Below are 15,875 nucleotides of genomic sequence, written 5' to 3'. Positions count from 1 at the left end.
GATAAACAGTATGTTAATTGGGTTAGAAATTAAAAATTTTGCAATTGTGAGCAATTTAAGCACCGAATGGCAAAGCGGTATGACTGCTATTACCGGTGAAACAGGTGCGGGTAAATCAATCGCTATCGATGCCTTATCATTGTGTTTAGGCGAACGTGCTGAAGCCTCAGCCGTACGACCAGGCACTGAGCGCGCAGAAATTTGCGCGCAGTTTGATATTACTGCACTGCCTCTTGCCAAACAATTTTTAGAGCAGCAGCTACTTACTAATACTGATCAAGAATGCTTATTACGCCGCGTGATCTGTAAAAATGGCCGCAGTAAAAGCTATATCAATGGCAGCCCAGTAACCGCCGCACAGCTTAAAGAGCTCGGCCAACATCTGATCTCTATCCATGGCCAACATGCACATCAACACCTGTTGAAAAGCGAGCATCAATTACAACTACTCGACTCATATGCTGGGCATCATACCCTTGTTGATAATGTGCGAAGTCAGTATCGCCATTGTCAAAACCTACAAAAAGAATTTACAGCCCTTGAGCAAGCCCAACAGCAACAAGCTGCACAAAAACAACTATTAGAGTATCAAGTTGCTGAGCTTGATGAGTTTGCCTTACAAGCCGATGAGTTTAGCGATATTGAGGCTGAACATCACAAATTAAGCCACAGCCAAACAATTCTCGAAGCATGCCAACGTGAATTACAATACTTGTATGAAAGTGACGAACAAAACGCCTGCTCAATGTTACAACATAGTGCGCAGCAATTTGCAGAGCTGGCAAACTTTGATGAAAGCTTAAATAGTGTTGCTGCATTATTGGCAGAAGCCGCTGTACAAGTAGAAGAAGCTAGCCGTGAAATTCGCAATTACGCAGAGCAAACAGAGCTTGACCCTAGCCGACTGCTCGACGTTGAAGCTCGCTTAAGCGGTGCGATGGATCTAGCGCGCAAGCATCATATAAAACCAGAGCAATTAGTGGAGTTTCATCAGTCAATTAGTCAAGAGCTTGAATCGATCAGTACCAATTCAGCAAGACTCAATGAGCTTAATGACGAAATACAAACCGCACTTGATGACTACCACAGTGCAGCAACCGCACTGAGTGCAAGCCGCCAAAGTGCCGCGCATACGTTAAATGAATTGATCAGTGCAAGTATGGCAAACCTGTCGATGGAAAACGGCCTGTTTGAAATTGCGCTAAAACAAGAACATGATCGTGCTCCAAATAGCTTAGGTTTTGACAGCATTGCCTTTCTAGTTTCGACTAACCCAGGCCAACCGTTACAGCCATTGTCAAAAGTTGCCTCAGGTGGCGAACTGTCTCGTATCAGCTTAGCGATTCAAGTTATCATTGCGCAAAAAGTAACAACTCCAACCCTTATTTTTGATGAAGTGGATGTGGGTATTTCAGGGCCGACCGCCTCTGCTGTTGGTAAGTTATTACGCCAACTGGGTAAATCTACTCAGGTTATTTGTGTGACCCATTTACCACAAGTGGCCAGCTCAGGACATCAGCAATTTTTTGTTGCAAAGGAAATTGCTGATGGTGAAACTTTCACGCAAATGCTACCACTGAATAAACATGGCCGTATTGATGAAATTGCCCGTTTACTTGGCGGCGATAATATAAGTAAAACAGCCAAAGCTAACGCCAAAGAATTAATTATGGCGCATGCTTAAAACTGTTGCTTACAGAATCAATAACGCAATTAAGACTGTAATTAATTACACCCTTTTACACAACATTAGCAAGCCTTACTGACGGTTGTAAGGCTTGAAAAGAACCTAAGTACACTTTTACAATGATGAAAAAAACAAACACAACAAAATTAGTAAGCCTATTGTTTAGCTTAATGCTACTGAGCGGCTGTAATGACTACCTTATCACTGGCGGTGCATCGTCTTTCTCTGCATGGCAGCCACTATTAATCATTGCAACTAGCTGCTTGATGTTAATTCCAATACTGAGTTTAGCGCTGTTGATATTTAGCCAGTGGAAGCATATTCAGTTTAAAATTACCCTACAGCGTTATTTGCATGGTTCACTTATTTTAATGCTCGCTATTGCTTGGTTTATAGAGATAGGTTTAGTGCAACGTACTGATAGTCATGTAGATTTGATGCTAACTTTATTCGCACTTGGTGTGCAAATGGCGTTGGTTTTGTTTGCGTTTGTGCGTGTAAATAAACAGCAAAAAATGCTCTACCGTGCTAATAACTTTTTATAAATTGTTGTAAACACGGCCTAAATAAAACATTTTATTTACATGATTGACACATTGAGGTTACCCGCATACACTCAAGAAAATAATAAAATCGATGGAGTGAATAATGAACGCAACACAATTGAAACGCTGTTATGCAACATTACAACTAGGAGTCGGTAAAGCAGATGGTCGTCTTACTTTGACCGATAATATACTGCACTTTGAGGCGCTCAATAAACAACTTAGCCTAGGCAGTTACGCGATAAAGCTAAACAATATCTCTCGTGTTGAAAAATGCTCAGGCAAAGCAGCCGGTATGCTACCTATCACAACATCTGGGATTAAAATAACTACCAAAGAAAACCACCATTTGGAATTCATTTTAGCAGAACCCGATGAATGGCTTAATTGCCTGCAAGCGAGTCATTGAAAAAAGGTTAAAGGTTAAAGGTTAAAGGGACGAGTTGCTAGGTTGGAGGTTCTAGGCGCTTATATGGACTCCCTAAGTAAATCAACAAAAAACTGTCTTTAAAAACAAGTATAGATGCGTGCTTATATACGGGCTTTATTGAGGAGCTACCTCGCCCTAAAATGTACTCGCACCAATAGGCAAACTCTAGGAAGCGGCATCTAAAGTGCCTTAGGACCTAACTTGCTTCTATTGGTCGGTCTTACCTGTTTTACATCGCTCTTTGCTGATTCAACATGGAATATCAAGCCAATGAGATTGGCTGATATTCCATGTCATTCTTTAATATCGCATAAGCTGTTCTTACCGTTTTGTTTGCGAAAGCAACCGCTGCGATTTTTTTGCCTCTTCTCTCGACTAAGGCTTGTAGCCAACGCTCTTTGCTTGTTCTGGCTGGACGTTTACTCACTTGCGTGATAACAGAAAGCGCTCCTTGGAAAAGAGTGGAACGAAGTCGCTTATCTGCATGACGCTTTGAAATATGCCCAATACGCTCTTTACCACCTGAACTATGTTGCTTTGGTGTTAACCCTATATTTGCTGATGCTTCACGACCGTTGGTAAAATTCTCACCTTGACCTAAACGCACCGCTAGCCCTAAAGCACCGATGGGGCCGACGCCCTCTAACTTCATCAACTTTTGGCAGGTCGTATCATATTTTACAGCGCCTTCGAGCTGGCGTTCCAAAATGGCAACATGTTCGATTTGCTGTAGTAAGTGCTGCCATAAATAATTCAGTGTTTCACGAAAAGACTGAGGCAAGCTATTTTCAGCGTCTTCCAGAATAAAAGGAATGTGCTTACGAAGTTGGGATAAGCTTGGTGGCACAATAATACCAAACTCTCCAAGTAAGCCCCTAATTTGATTACTCTGTGCTATTTGATGTGTTTTTGCTAAATGACGAGCTCGCTCCAATGATTGCAAAGCCTGCTCTTCGGCAGATTGCACACGAACACCATGGATATGCTCTTGAGAAGCGGCGATTGCGATGGCTAAAGCATCATTACGATCCGTTTTTTGCTTAGTTTGGAAAGGCTTAACTGTTCTTGCGGAAATGACTTTGACTTCGTGACCAAGAGCACGTGCTAGCCTAGCCCAATATTGCGCACTACCACATGCTTCCATCGCCACCAATGAGCGTGGCTGCTTAACAAGCATCTCTTTTAGTTTTGCTCGGCTAAGTTCTCGGTTGAAGAGGACTTTACCTTTTGGATCTCGTTTACAGACTTGAAAAACATTCTTTGCTAAATCAATAGCCAATATATTAGTATCTTTCATGTATGGACTCCTTTGGTTAATCTTTTGTCGGATTAAAACCGTACCTCCTCAGGGAGAGGGAGTCCATACATCTAGGAAAAGCCAAAACAGTTCGGCGTTAAATTTATCACCTTAGGTTGTGGTTGAGAGCAACGAAACCCAACGATGAATGATTAAAACTGAATGACGGCTTAGAGCGATAACCGTTCGGTCGCTCTAACACTCTTTTGGACAGAAACAATTTAGAGCCGTAGGACGGCTCTGTGCCAGAAGCAGAGGATGGTTTATCAAATTTGAACGTCGACTATCCAGTGACAAGCAGCCGTTTATATGACTCAAATTTTTGCATGTTTGGTTGGGTAAACCAAAGGCGCACCCAACATTTTGATAGGCAAGATAAATTGTTGGGACTCACTTCGTTCGAATCAATCTACACAGGCTAAACACGAAAGTGGTAGACTCTCGCCAATTATTGTTAAATTAAGTCTCAATTTTTCTTCTCATTTTTTAAATTTATAGCTAAAGGTGATAAGCCAGATGTTTGATATTTATAGGATATATAATTTGCGATTCTACTTTCATGTGTAGACATTATAATTTGATAATCCTTAAACTCTTCCCTCAACAATTGAATAAATGATGCCATATTTATGTCATCCATACTTTGAATTGGGTCATCAATTAATAACGTTTTTAACCCTGTAGGAAACACTTTATTCATCGCCAGCATAAAAGCAATAATCACTCCAGCTAGTTGGCCTGAACTCATTGTACTCCAAGCGTCATGTTCAGATCCGATACTTGAACAAAAACGATAATAACCATTATTGCTCAACTTATCAGGAGCTTCCAAAATAATACCACTGGCCGGCATCCCTGATTCAAGTCTTGTTTGTAATATTTTACTGCTAATATTGTAAAAAGGTATTTGTATTTTTTTGGCTATCTCATTTTCATATCGAGTAATGTTAGTTTTATATATCCTATGCCCTTCAGTTAATGCATTTAGTATACTTGTATAATTTGATATACCTGTGTCACACACTGTTATTTCGTCATTTAACTTGCTGTATTGATTATTATTTAATAGTTTAATTTGATCTTCTATGTACTGAATATCGTTAACAACATTTTCTAATGAAAAAGGCCAATTATTAACTTCTGTACTCGCATCTACACCAATATCATCTAATTTAGCTTTAATTAGTTCAAATTCGTCTTCAACTTTGACTGAAAGCTTGTTGTCTAAAGTTTCTAATAGTGTTTTTATTTCGGTATATTCTTCCTCAACAGAATAATCTGCGACAAATAAGCTAAGGCAAGTATATCCACTATAATTCGCAAGGTTGCTGTCGAACCAAGCTTTAGTTTTTAACATTTTATCGAAGCTATCTTTACTAATCTGGCGGTCTCTCAATATACCTTTGTAAGAGTCATCATACTGGCTGTATTTTGCATAACGTACTTTACTTCGTTGGATGACAGGAGTAATTAACTCATCGATAATTTTTTCATAAGCTAACTTGAGCTTTTTACCTGTATCTGTTTGTAATTTTTGGAAAACAGCCTTTTGTTCTTTGTATGCTGTATTAAGTTCGATTAAATCATCATATGGTTGCCCGCATAATGGACAATCAACTTCTTCTTTATTATCCGAATGTTCAATGATCTCTTCTTCTTCGCCGCAGTATTTATTTAACTTTTTAATCAGCGTTTCACTGGAATTGGTTATGCTAGTCAAAAGTTGCTCGGTTGTACTTTGGGCATTTACTAGAGCTTTATAGGTATTGATATCGTCTTCATTTACTTCGTATAAGTTTTTGAAATGTTTTTGTATTTTATTTAACAAAACATCTGTAATATCTATTTCTACAGTAACATCTATATCTACTAGTTCACAATAATTTGCACACTTTTCAACTGTATTGGTAACCCACTGGATATGTTTGCTTAGTGATTCAATGCGGGAATAGTCTGAGGTTTTACTAAAAAGAAGCAGATTTTTTATTAAATTTTTATTCTCAGTTTTAAGCCATTCTTTAACTTCATATCTTTGTTTAATAAGCGACCAATTAATTTCCCCGTCATAGCTTAATATCTTCTTGCATTCCTCAAGCGCGACTTTAAATTTTACGAGTTTTGCAATCGTTATTGTTTTTGTATCTAGCTGTTCGATTGTATTTCCAGATAAGCTAATCTCATCAGGTTCACCTTCTTCAGTTAGAAGTTCTTCACGTTCTGCTGTTTTATCTCTTTTTTGTTTTTCCAAGTCTTTTATTTTATCTGAAACTACACTTTTTAACTGTTCTAATTGATTTAATGCGTTTTTTTCACCATCGATACCAAATAGGTGATCAATTTGTTTAAACCTAGATTTTTCATCGAGCTTAAGAAAATGCAAAGTTTCTTCTTGCTGTATATAATTGAATACAGTAAACATTTTATTCAATTCTTTAAAGTTTAACGCTTCCTGTAGTTGTTCATTTACTTTCCCATTTCCTTCTTTGATTTCAGTAGATATATCGTCTACATTATCCGGCCAACTATTTAAGATTCCACGAAAAATATGAGCGGGCCATTCTTTATTCTGCCCTTTTTTGGCTTCTATATAAGTGCCGATAATCAAAGATTTATTACTACCGATTAATTCTAAAACTACGAAAGAAGGAACTCCGTCGGCTCCATTAGTTGATATCAACATATTTTTCCGTCGTTGCTTGGTATCAATTATTTTGGAATCTTTAAATCGGCTGACAGTGCCTGTCAGCGCTATTTCAATAGCGTCAAATATTGTTGTTTTACCAAATCCATTTGGACCATCTAGAATAATTAAATCTTTATTTTTGAAGTTAAATGAGAACTCTTCCGTGTAAGATTTGAAATTTTTAACGAGCAATCGACCAATTTTATAATTACTCATAAAGTCCATTTCCTAGTATATTGTTAAGCAATTTTTCTGCATCTAAGTTGATATCAGACTCTTCCATTTTTGACGCGTAGTTCAAGGCGACCTTGTTAATTTCCTCTAGGTTTTTATCTAAGATTGCGAGTTTACTACCTTCCTCTTCTTCGCCCGTGTTAATCGTAATACTGTATTTATTTGTATTTTTTGCTATTTCATTGTCGAACATATTCTGTAAAGAGTTAGATTCAGATTTTTCTATTTTCAAATGTAGAAATGGCAACTTTTCAAAAAATTGGGCGCATCCTGCATAATCAGTGTCTTCGTTTGTCTTGCTCATGAATTGTTTAAACTTTTCAGTGTCGTTCATGCAATTTTGCAAATATCTAGTTATTTCAAAATCCGTTGAGCTGGATATTTTATTTCCCAAATTACCTAAAAACTTGGTAGGGAGCAGTACAACTTGTTTTTTAAAAAAATACTCGTTTTCTTCTATTTCAGTAATTTGGGTAAGTAGGTTAGTAATATCACCAATTTTATTCGTGAATAGCAATAACGTGGTGTTTTTCTCAAAGTTACTATCTAACGCTAAAAATGGTACCCCATCTAATGGTTGTAAATCATTAACACCAGCATCAGTAATTAAGTAGTTTAAATATGACATCAGACTGATTTGTAAATCACGATTGACTAAATGTAATTCGGATATTTGAATTTCGGCCAATAAAAAATAATCACCAACTTTATTGTTTCTTACGAAGATAAAGTCTTGTGACTGTAGAGCTGTTGTGTCGTCATCAACTAAATTAAAAATACCAGCAGACAAGCCTAATTCACCTAATAATTTAGTAATGGTATTGAGAAAATCCTTATTCATTTAATTTTTCCTGTGCTAATTCATAATGAACAAAAGTAAGATCTTTGGTTGAGGTTATATGTTTTTCATCTGTTACTTCATAGCCTAACACGTTAGGTACTTCTACAAACTTTTCAAGACGACCTGAAAACTCAGTGTTACTGGGTGAATCGATAACAATAAAGTCAGTATCTTTATTTAAATATATAGATCGATCTTTAAATTCTATTTTTAGAGTATCAATAGCTTTTTGGGCATGACGGGGGTTTGAGCGATTTACGCTAATAGTACTTGCATGAAAATGTTTACCATTTTTTGGAAACAAGAAACAGTCGTCGTGTTCTATGTTTAGATTTTCAAGAAAACTTAAAAAAGCTGCGCTGATATCATTTTCACTTGCTATATGCTGATGATAGTAATTACTTTTACTGGAATTATTGCAAACAGGTAGGTGTGGTTTTAATGCTTTTAACAATAAAGCTAACTTCCCTTGTTTAATATATTTATCATCAGTCGTTTTATAATGCCTATAGAGGTTTCTTCGCTCTACTAAGTTTTCTTCATCTAAAAAATCAATTTGCTTTTGGAATGCATTCTCAAAGTTTTCACGGCAAATTAATTCCCAGTAGTAATCGTTTGATTCATCAATAATTTCCATTTTTAGGCAGGCTAAAATATTTGCGAATGGTAATTTTCGTTTTACTTTTTCACTTAGCCGTATTGTTTCATCCCGGTTTAGATCTTCATGCCTCTGTGCAACATATTTATCAATAAGGTCTTTTATTGATGCAACGTAGATAGTTAATATTTCATGAGTGATAACAAGGGTTGGATTTTGATGTTGCAAAATAGATTCAGCTAAACAAATCAATTTTTTCGTTAATTCTGCATCATCAAGTGTTAGCTCGTAGTTGGAGTTGCTGTCAAACGAGCATATAACATTATGATTTTTAAGTGTTCTTTTTGAACCGTCTTTCAAACTGACTTTTGATTTTTTTATGTCTTTGTAATCTGATAGGTCTTGATTAGGAATTTTTATTTTTTTTGATGTATGGACGTACACACACCCATTTAAATATTGATCTTTTATAGTTATAAAATCACCTAAGTAATTATTAACCGCAGTTACCACATCATCATTGTAACCATCTAGGTTTGAGAGTTTATTTACTATTATAAATCGGCTTTGGTCGACAACGTTCTCTTCAATTAATCTACTAACTAATATTTCAATGTATTCCTTTTTATTAAAGTCTGTGGTATTAATCTGAACATAATAACTAATATATTTAAATAGATCATTTTCGGATATTCGACCTTGTTGTCTTGATAAAATAGTAACAATGGCGTCAATATAACTACTAAATTTATCATCATTGTAATGTTTAACTTGATGATGGCTTATGTACTGGTTATTTTGGAGTATAGAAAAATCCTCCAACCATTCGAATTCAATACTATATTGCTCACAGAACTCATCTATATCTTCATTACGAAGCAATGCATCATTAATAAGCTTTAAACATACATAAAGTCCGACTTTTCCTTGATAAGAAAAACCGTTCCACGTCGCGGTTGCATCAAACAATGGACTTTTAAATTGTGTATCTTCCATTTTCTAGCTATTTCAATCCTATAGGGTAATATGCGAGGTAGCCACATCTAAAAACAATAAACTACAACAGCTTCAAATCTAATTCCATTTTATTTTGCAAATCAATTAGGCAAGCATCCATTGATCGCTAAATCCGAATTCAGGCTCAGTTTTTATTCTCATATATTCAGGGGCATATCGGTAGCTATAACTTGGAAAGCTGACGTTTAAGCTTCAAAGATTAACGCCCGCCCCTCGCTCAAAGCCACCCTTAGTGCATTTACGTTAACTCACTTTGGGGCAGAAACGAGTTATACCTGAATGACTGAAATTGGTACAAAACTGTCTGCGTTTTACCTCTGCGACTTAAATATAGTCTTAATGTCTGCTCTTAAGCGCAGCGTCTCTTAACCTCTTTGTGAATCATTATCGGAGTTTTTCAAGTTAGTTGTCGCCTCAAGTTAAATTTTATGCCGCCCGCATTTCTTCTTTTTTCTCAGGATTCAAATTTACTTCGTTTATCATTGACCAATCTCGTGACTTTCCTGACCAACGACTTGGGTTATTCAATTTAGCAGCATCGTTTACCTGCTGACGCTTGGCTAATATCTCTTTATCTAAACCTGAATGACGTTGATTTGGCGTCACAAATTTTATACCACTGTGTAGGTGCTCATTATTGTACCAATCAACGAATCCGCTTACCCATTCTCTTGCTGCGCTTATATCTTCAAATGCCTTTTCTGGGTATTCTGGGCGATACTTTAACGTTTTAAATAACGACTCAGAGTACGGGTTGTCATTACTTACTGACGGTCGGCTAAATGATGGCACAATGCCTAGCTCCTGTAATGTTGCCAACAATGTCGCGCCTTTCATTGGGCTGCCATTATCTGAGTGCAACGTAACTTGCTCTCGCTTTATTTGCTCTCGACTGCAAATATCCTTCATTAAATCTGCGGCTAATTCACTTAATTGTGTGTCGTGAATTTGCCAACCGACAACCTTTCGACTAAAAATGTCCATCACTAAATATAAGTATAAAAATTGCCCTTTTACGCTCGTTGGTAGTAGAGTAAGAGGCAGAGCGTAGTCGAACTATTTCTCTGCTTCTCCTCTCCGAACCGTACGTGCACCTTTCAGCGCATACGGCTCTCCGCTTAATTGTGGCTAACAGCCATTGCAACATCGTTATAGCGAGACGTGACGGTGTTTCTAATTTCATCTCTAAGATATGGGTTTGATTCGGGTAATCGCCATCGAAATTGTAATTTAGGACTACTCACTAACCTAAATAGTGATGCACCACATAAATTACCGCGATTACTTTCACCAAACAACACCCATGTCGTTGCCTGATTTGGCGTTGGCCGTTTGATCCATTTCATCATTAATGACTTAATAGAGCAGCGATATTTCCTCGCCAACCACTTAGCAAGTTTCCAGAAAATAATACGATCAATTTTACTGTAAACTTTAGCGGTATAATCAGTGTGTCGATAAAATTGTGACCAGCCCTTAAGTTTACGATTGAGCTGTTCAACTTTGTCTATCTTGCTACAACTATGATCTCCTGATAAAGCTTGGCTCAATGAATGAGAAAATGCTTTAGCTTTACCATGTGGAATACCAGACACCACACGCATATTACCTTTTGGTCCACGCTTTCGAATAATCCTATGTCCAAGGAAGATAAACCCATCATTTACATGGGTAATATGGGTTTTCTCCATATTAAGCGTAAGTTTTAGCTTACCTTCAAGGAAGTTTCGACACTGATCACGAATTGCTTCTGCTTGTTGTTTATTACCTTTGACAATCACGAGAAAATCATCGGCATAACGACAATAAGCAACCGCAGGGTTCCATTGTCTATTTTCCTTTAGTGCAATACTGCGCTTATCTTGAATAGTACGATTCCAGTACCAACGATTTTTACGTGCTTTCTTGCCTAAGTAACATTTATCCAAATACTGATCAAACTCGTTGAGCATGATATTTGATAGCAGTGGAGAAATAACACCACCTTGTGGTACACCTTCGCTTGTAGCACAGAATAAATTACGTTCAATGTGACCTGCCTTTATAAATCGCCAAAGTAATTTATTGAATCTCTGGCAACTAATACGCTTTCGCACACATTTCATTAATAATTGATGGTGAACTGTATCAAAGTAACTTGATAGATCTCCTTCAATTACCCAACGTCCCCTCGACTCATTTGCATCAGTTAGCTGTAGCTTAACTGTACGAATGGCATGATGAACGCTTCGCTCAGGTCTAAAACCATAAGATAATGAATGAAAGTCATTTTCCCATATTGGTTCCATCGCCATGAGCATGGCACGTTGCACTATCCTGTCTCTTAAGGTTGGTATACCTAAAGGGCGTTGCTTCCCATTGGCTTTAGGAATATAAATTCTTCTGGCAGGCATAGGTTGATAATTACCTGAGAGTAAATCATCTCTGATTTCATCTAGGTAGTCATTCAGATTAGCCTGTAAATGAATTTTCGTTATCCCATCAATGCCAGGTGTTTTGGCCCCCTTTGAAGAAAGCGTTACCTCGGCCGCTTGGCAAAGCCATTGCGGGTGACTGATAAGGCGCAGTAATCGATTAACGCGATGCGTTTTATCGGTTGCTGTCCATGTTGCTAATTTACGTTGCATTTCACTGATTATCAAAGGTCTTCACCCCATTAAGGTCAGATAATTTGCTCACGCAAATCAATTAAACTGCGCCCCTTCGCCATGTAATGGGCTTTCCCCATCTCGGACTACTACGAACGCTCCGCCAACTTGCGTGTCATCGGGGTCTTGCTCCCTTAACATTCACTGCAAGCCTTCCTCGGTTCACCTATTTGAACTCAAACATATTGGGGGGGATGCCGATCGCAGTCTTTAACCTTATCGTGCTGTAAGGTGATGATACTCAAACGCTTAAATTGTGACGTAAACTTTTGTCCATTAATAGATGCATATTTGTCATCTACTAAATCGAATAGAATGCACCTACCTATAACACTCTATTAGTATCATACTGCCTATTAATTCGTGTAGGCAGTGGCGACATTTCAGCCCACAGATGCGGGTTAATCGGTTCATGTTCTTCATCCGTCCAATACTCAGTCTAGAGAAGCATCTTGGCTTAACGAATTCGCCTCACTTCCCGTTGTCAGCAGGTTACGTCACCTCATTAGCATACAATGAGTCACCGCTGCCCAGACTCAACTACTTGCACAACCAAGTAGCGACGCAAATTAGCTAGCTTCTGCTATTTAATTTACGCATTTCAAATAGACTTGTAGTTCATTAAAGCAATCCTTGCTAGTGCTGAACTCCGAGCACACAATAGGTGATATCCCAGGTATACACTTCATTTGCACGCACTGCCTTCAATGCTCTTGGCTTTTTCATCGGCTTTGCCGGCTTTACTTTTTCTCTATGTGTTAATAAGTTATGTGCCTTCATGACACGATAAAATGAACTTTCAGACGCTATCCATATGCCGTTATCAAGCAGCTTAGGGACTATTTTACTGGCCGGTAAATGCCCATACTCAGTTGAGTTAACCGTATTAATAATACGCTGTCGCTCTAACTCTGTGAGACGGTTTGGTGGCCGTTTTATCGTACTTGTTCGCTTGTCAGTCATATTGTCAGCTTCAATCCAACGTTGAACGGTTCTTACCGTCAGCCCAAGTAACTCACATGCTTTTTCTTTCCTTGCCCCAGAATCCTGCGCGTTTGTAATAAGCTTTATTAATTCATGTCGCTCAGCCAGTGTTGTTAATCGTCCTCGTTGAAACCCCAGAGTGCATCCGCTTTTTTTTTGAGAACAAGCAGAGCGGCTGTTTCAGCTAAGGCCTTATCTTTACGATTCAGTTCTTTTTGCAGCTGTTTTATCTCTTGCTTAAGCTGTTTACTGTCTGATTTAGCTAGTTTCGTTGTAGGTCCTTGGGCAAAATCTTGCTTCCACTGCTTAATATGATGCGGGTAAAGCCCTTTATTACGACAGTATTCATTAATGGCTGTTTCATCTAAATGACCACAGTCAATAATCGCGCTGAGTCTTTCTTCTAAACTCCAGTCTTGTGGTCGTTTTTCTGCTGTCATTTGGCTACCCGTCTGGTGTGTTTCAAGTTGATGTTTTTTTGCGAGTGCTATCCAACGCTGTAACGTTGAATAACCGACACCTAAATCATCTGCAATATCTTCTAAGCGAACATCATCACATTGAGATAATGCTTTTTCAACCGCTTGAACTTTAAATTCTTGTGTAAATCGACGTCTCATTATATCTGCCTCTATTAAAAGTTAGAGGCGACAACTATCCTGACACAGGGGGTTATTTAAATAGCTTTTGCACAATTGAGTGATATAAAACACTCGATAATGCAAATCCCTGATTCAGTGCAATTATCTTTGGTTGGATGATATTCTGGATTGCATCGAGCAAACACAGTGTAATCGTAAGGTACACCCTGTACTTAAGCTACTAGCGGTAAATTGTAAGCGGCAATCCATTGAAAAAATAATGACATTTGCCGTTTTAAAATAGGAAGTAATACGATCTGTGTTCCTTAAGAACTAAGCTATGAGGTTTTACTAGCACTTTGCATTGCCTTAAATAGTAGAACGGACATTAAGATTGCAAAGAAATTTATGGTGATGGAGGATGAACCTACCGCCCATGAAATATGAAATGTAAAACCCAGTAACAAAGAGAACGCCCAACCACCGATATCGAACCCTACAATTTGAACTACATACACCCAGAAAGCGAATTTGATGAATCTATTCTTACCTTGGTATATCTTATAAGCAACGAATAGATTAATGAATATAGCTAACGGTGTCAGGAGCAATAAAATCAGAGTAAGTCCCTTTGCTTCTGGTAATAATGTGAAAAAGCTAAACCCCACAACTACGCTGAGGCCGCTGGCCACTAGTAGCGCTATAAATGCCGCTTTTGTATACGAATTTTGGATCAATGCAGTTACCCTCTGATTTAGACCTAACGCGTCCCAATGAGCGCAGCGAATGAACATAATGCGTTTGTTAGAAGTACCATGTTTACCACCCTTCCAAATGTGTACCAACCTCTTTGCCTTTTTCTAAATCATCTTTCGCTAAGTAGCCAAAGCGGTTATGTTCATTTCGCATACTTAACCTATGAAATGTAATACAACACACCAAATAGACTAACCAGAAAAAAAGTAATAACCCAACAAATAGCAATGACTTTTCAGCGAAATTAAGGCCATCTCTGAAAAAGACTATCGGGATACCAATCAGAGCAACTAGCCATGAAATATGCAGAAACGACACTTTTGCAGCAGTCTTTAAAATAAAGGGATTGTAGTACGACATTTGCAGATCCTTCTGGTACTTCTTACGAGCCTGTAGAATAACTCGTTTTAAAATTTATTTTTATTGATGAATCAACCATAGCCGAGTTCCTATTTTGATTCAATCAGTTACTTCAATTTTACGTAAATATAAAAAGAGGATTTGCTGTTGCTTTAATTGGCATTTTGGAAGGTATGACAGGTGTTTGAGTGGTTTATTTTAGGTGATAAGGGCTTACTTTTATTAATGCATTGTGTTTTCACATATCAATAATTAGCCTTCAAGTTCACCCTCATTTACTTCTCATTCCCTTCTCTTTGTGCAAAAAGTTTAGTGAATTATTCACAAAGAGGTTAAGAGACGCTGCGCTTTAGAGGAATATCAGCAGATGCAGTGTTAAAAACCCTCCTTAATACGTGTTTGCCGTAAGCTACTTGCTTAACAGCCGCATCGACAGACGAAGTAAACGAGTTTGCTTATTGAATTAGAGTTGATTTAGAATTGACCGTCACTGTATAAAAACGGTCAAAGAAAATACTAGTGCCTATTGACAGAGTTAAGGCTCATATGTGTTATAATTACTTTTCATCATCGTAAAGTATTGATGCAAGTACTGGACGAACAATGGCAAGGATTAAAATAATAATTACGAGCGCCCCCATAACCAATTTAACTAGTTTAAAGAACCAAGGTCTTTGCCATATTTTTCCAGTTTCCTCTTCGACATTCTTTTGTTTAATAAATTCATCATATGCTTTATTCAGATCAGTGTGCTGAGTAATTAGTGGATATTCAATGACAATACCAATTTTAGCAAGTGAAACACGAGCTAATTCTGATTGCTCTTGGTTGACGTAAAGCATATGGTTTTTAACATCAGCGTAGTAATCAATCCGCTCTTGATCTAACACGTCCGCAATTTTAACAGAGTCAACCAAACGCATGTCTTGAATTAGCGGTCTATAAATGAGGCTATCTTCATTTGCCCATTTAACAACAAAAATGGCAAGAAGCATTGACATACCAAGAACCAATAATAGTTTGTGCTCTTTTGTGATGAATTTACTAATTTTATCTCTCCGTGATATGGATAATACAGCCGAACCTGCGAGTAGTTATCACGAGCTTGTAGAATAACTCGTTTTAATTTATTTTTATTGATGCATTAACCATAGCCGAGTTCAAATTTTCGTTCAATTATGAACGAAGCAATACAGTTGCCACAGAATAAGTGG

Annotated in this window: 13 protein-coding genes and 1 pseudogene; 3 read left to right on the top strand and 11 right to left on the bottom strand. The window is 37.7% G+C overall.

The annotated features are described in order from the left end of the window. Window positions 1-10 precede the first annotated feature (10 nt). From recN to NDQ71_RS01235, 3 genes are all read left to right on the top strand, one after another. Entirely contained in the window at window positions 11-1,684 is a 1,674-nt protein-coding gene (recN, locus tag NDQ71_RS01245; protein WP_064665977.1) for a DNA repair protein RecN, read from the top strand. 122 nt (window positions 1,685-1,806) lie between these two features. Further along, a complete protein-coding gene (locus NDQ71_RS01240; protein ID WP_192543219.1) occupies window positions 1,807-2,232 on the top strand; it encodes a hypothetical protein in 426 nt (141 codons plus the stop codon). 103 nt (window positions 2,233-2,335) lie between these two features. Then, window positions 2,336-2,641, top strand: coding sequence for a GRAM domain-containing protein (locus NDQ71_RS01235; protein WP_192543218.1), 306 nt, complete (start codon window positions 2,336-2,338; stop codon window positions 2,639-2,641). A gap of 283 nt (window positions 2,642-2,924) precedes the next feature. Here NDQ71_RS01235 and NDQ71_RS01230 read toward each other — a convergent pair whose 3' ends face one another. The 11 genes and pseudogenes from NDQ71_RS01230 to NDQ71_RS01180 all read right to left on the bottom strand — a co-directional run bounded on the left by NDQ71_RS01230 (window position 2,925) and on the right by NDQ71_RS01180 (window position 15,662). Then, window positions 2,925-3,959, bottom strand: coding sequence for an IS110 family transposase (locus NDQ71_RS01230; RefSeq protein ID WP_301562115.1), 1,035 nt, complete (start codon window positions 3,957-3,959; stop codon window positions 2,925-2,927). A gap of 466 nt (window positions 3,960-4,425) precedes the next feature. Beyond that, on the bottom strand, window positions 4,426-6,858 hold the full coding sequence (locus NDQ71_RS01225) for an AAA family ATPase (protein ID WP_192543190.1): 2,433 nt from the start codon (window positions 6,856-6,858) through the stop codon (window positions 4,426-4,428). Next, on the bottom strand, window positions 6,851-7,717 hold the full coding sequence (locus tag NDQ71_RS01220; RefSeq protein ID WP_192543189.1) for an ABC-three component system middle component 1: 867 nt from the start codon (window positions 7,715-7,717) through the stop codon (window positions 6,851-6,853). Before NDQ71_RS01220 ends, NDQ71_RS01225 begins: the two co-directional genes overlap by 8 nt. Continuing rightward, window positions 7,710-9,311 carry a hypothetical protein gene (locus tag NDQ71_RS01215; RefSeq protein ID WP_301562114.1) on the bottom strand — a complete coding sequence of 534 codons (1,602 nt, stop codon included), beginning with the start codon at window positions 9,309-9,311 and terminating at the stop codon, window positions 7,710-7,712. Before NDQ71_RS01215 ends, NDQ71_RS01220 begins: the two co-directional genes overlap by 8 nt. A gap of 447 nt (window positions 9,312-9,758) precedes the next feature. Next, window positions 9,759-10,370: pseudogene (locus NDQ71_RS01210) on the bottom strand (transposase); the annotation flags it as partial. A gap of 80 nt (window positions 10,371-10,450) precedes the next feature. Beyond that, window positions 10,451-11,974: a group II intron reverse transcriptase/maturase gene (gene ltrA / locus NDQ71_RS01205; RefSeq protein ID WP_192543234.1), complete on the bottom strand. Its 1,524-nt coding sequence runs from the start codon at window positions 11,972-11,974 to the stop codon at window positions 10,451-10,453. A gap of 642 nt (window positions 11,975-12,616) precedes the next feature. Continuing rightward, entirely contained in the window at window positions 12,617-12,943 is a 327-nt protein-coding gene (locus tag NDQ71_RS01200; RefSeq protein ID WP_301561747.1) for a hypothetical protein, read from the bottom strand. Window positions 12,944-13,077: 134 nt separating this feature from the next. Then, on the bottom strand, window positions 13,078-13,584 hold the full coding sequence (locus tag NDQ71_RS01195; protein ID WP_301561746.1) for a transposase: 507 nt from the start codon (window positions 13,582-13,584) through the stop codon (window positions 13,078-13,080). 299 nt (window positions 13,585-13,883) lie between these two features. Continuing rightward, complete coding sequence (locus NDQ71_RS01190) at window positions 13,884-14,282, bottom strand: hypothetical protein (RefSeq protein ID WP_157586679.1); 399 nt, start codon at window positions 14,280-14,282, stop codon at window positions 13,884-13,886. Between the two features lie 82 nt (window positions 14,283-14,364). Then, the gene (locus tag NDQ71_RS01185) at window positions 14,365-14,661 is read right to left on the bottom strand and encodes a hypothetical protein (RefSeq protein ID WP_064665971.1); all 297 of its coding nucleotides are present in this window, start codon (window positions 14,659-14,661) and stop codon (window positions 14,365-14,367) included. Between the two features lie 557 nt (window positions 14,662-15,218). After that, complete coding sequence (locus tag NDQ71_RS01180; protein ID WP_084448100.1) at window positions 15,219-15,662, bottom strand: hypothetical protein; 444 nt, start codon at window positions 15,660-15,662, stop codon at window positions 15,219-15,221. Window positions 15,663-15,875: the final 213 nt, after the last annotated feature.

The organism is Pseudoalteromonas sp. KG3 (assembly GCF_030436385.1).
In the GTDB taxonomy this organism is placed as follows: Bacteria; Pseudomonadota; Gammaproteobacteria; order Enterobacterales; family Alteromonadaceae; genus Pseudoalteromonas; species Pseudoalteromonas prydzensis.
The sequence above is the reverse complement of the archived record's forward strand: the minus strand, read 5'-3'. Positions and strand labels throughout refer to the sequence as shown.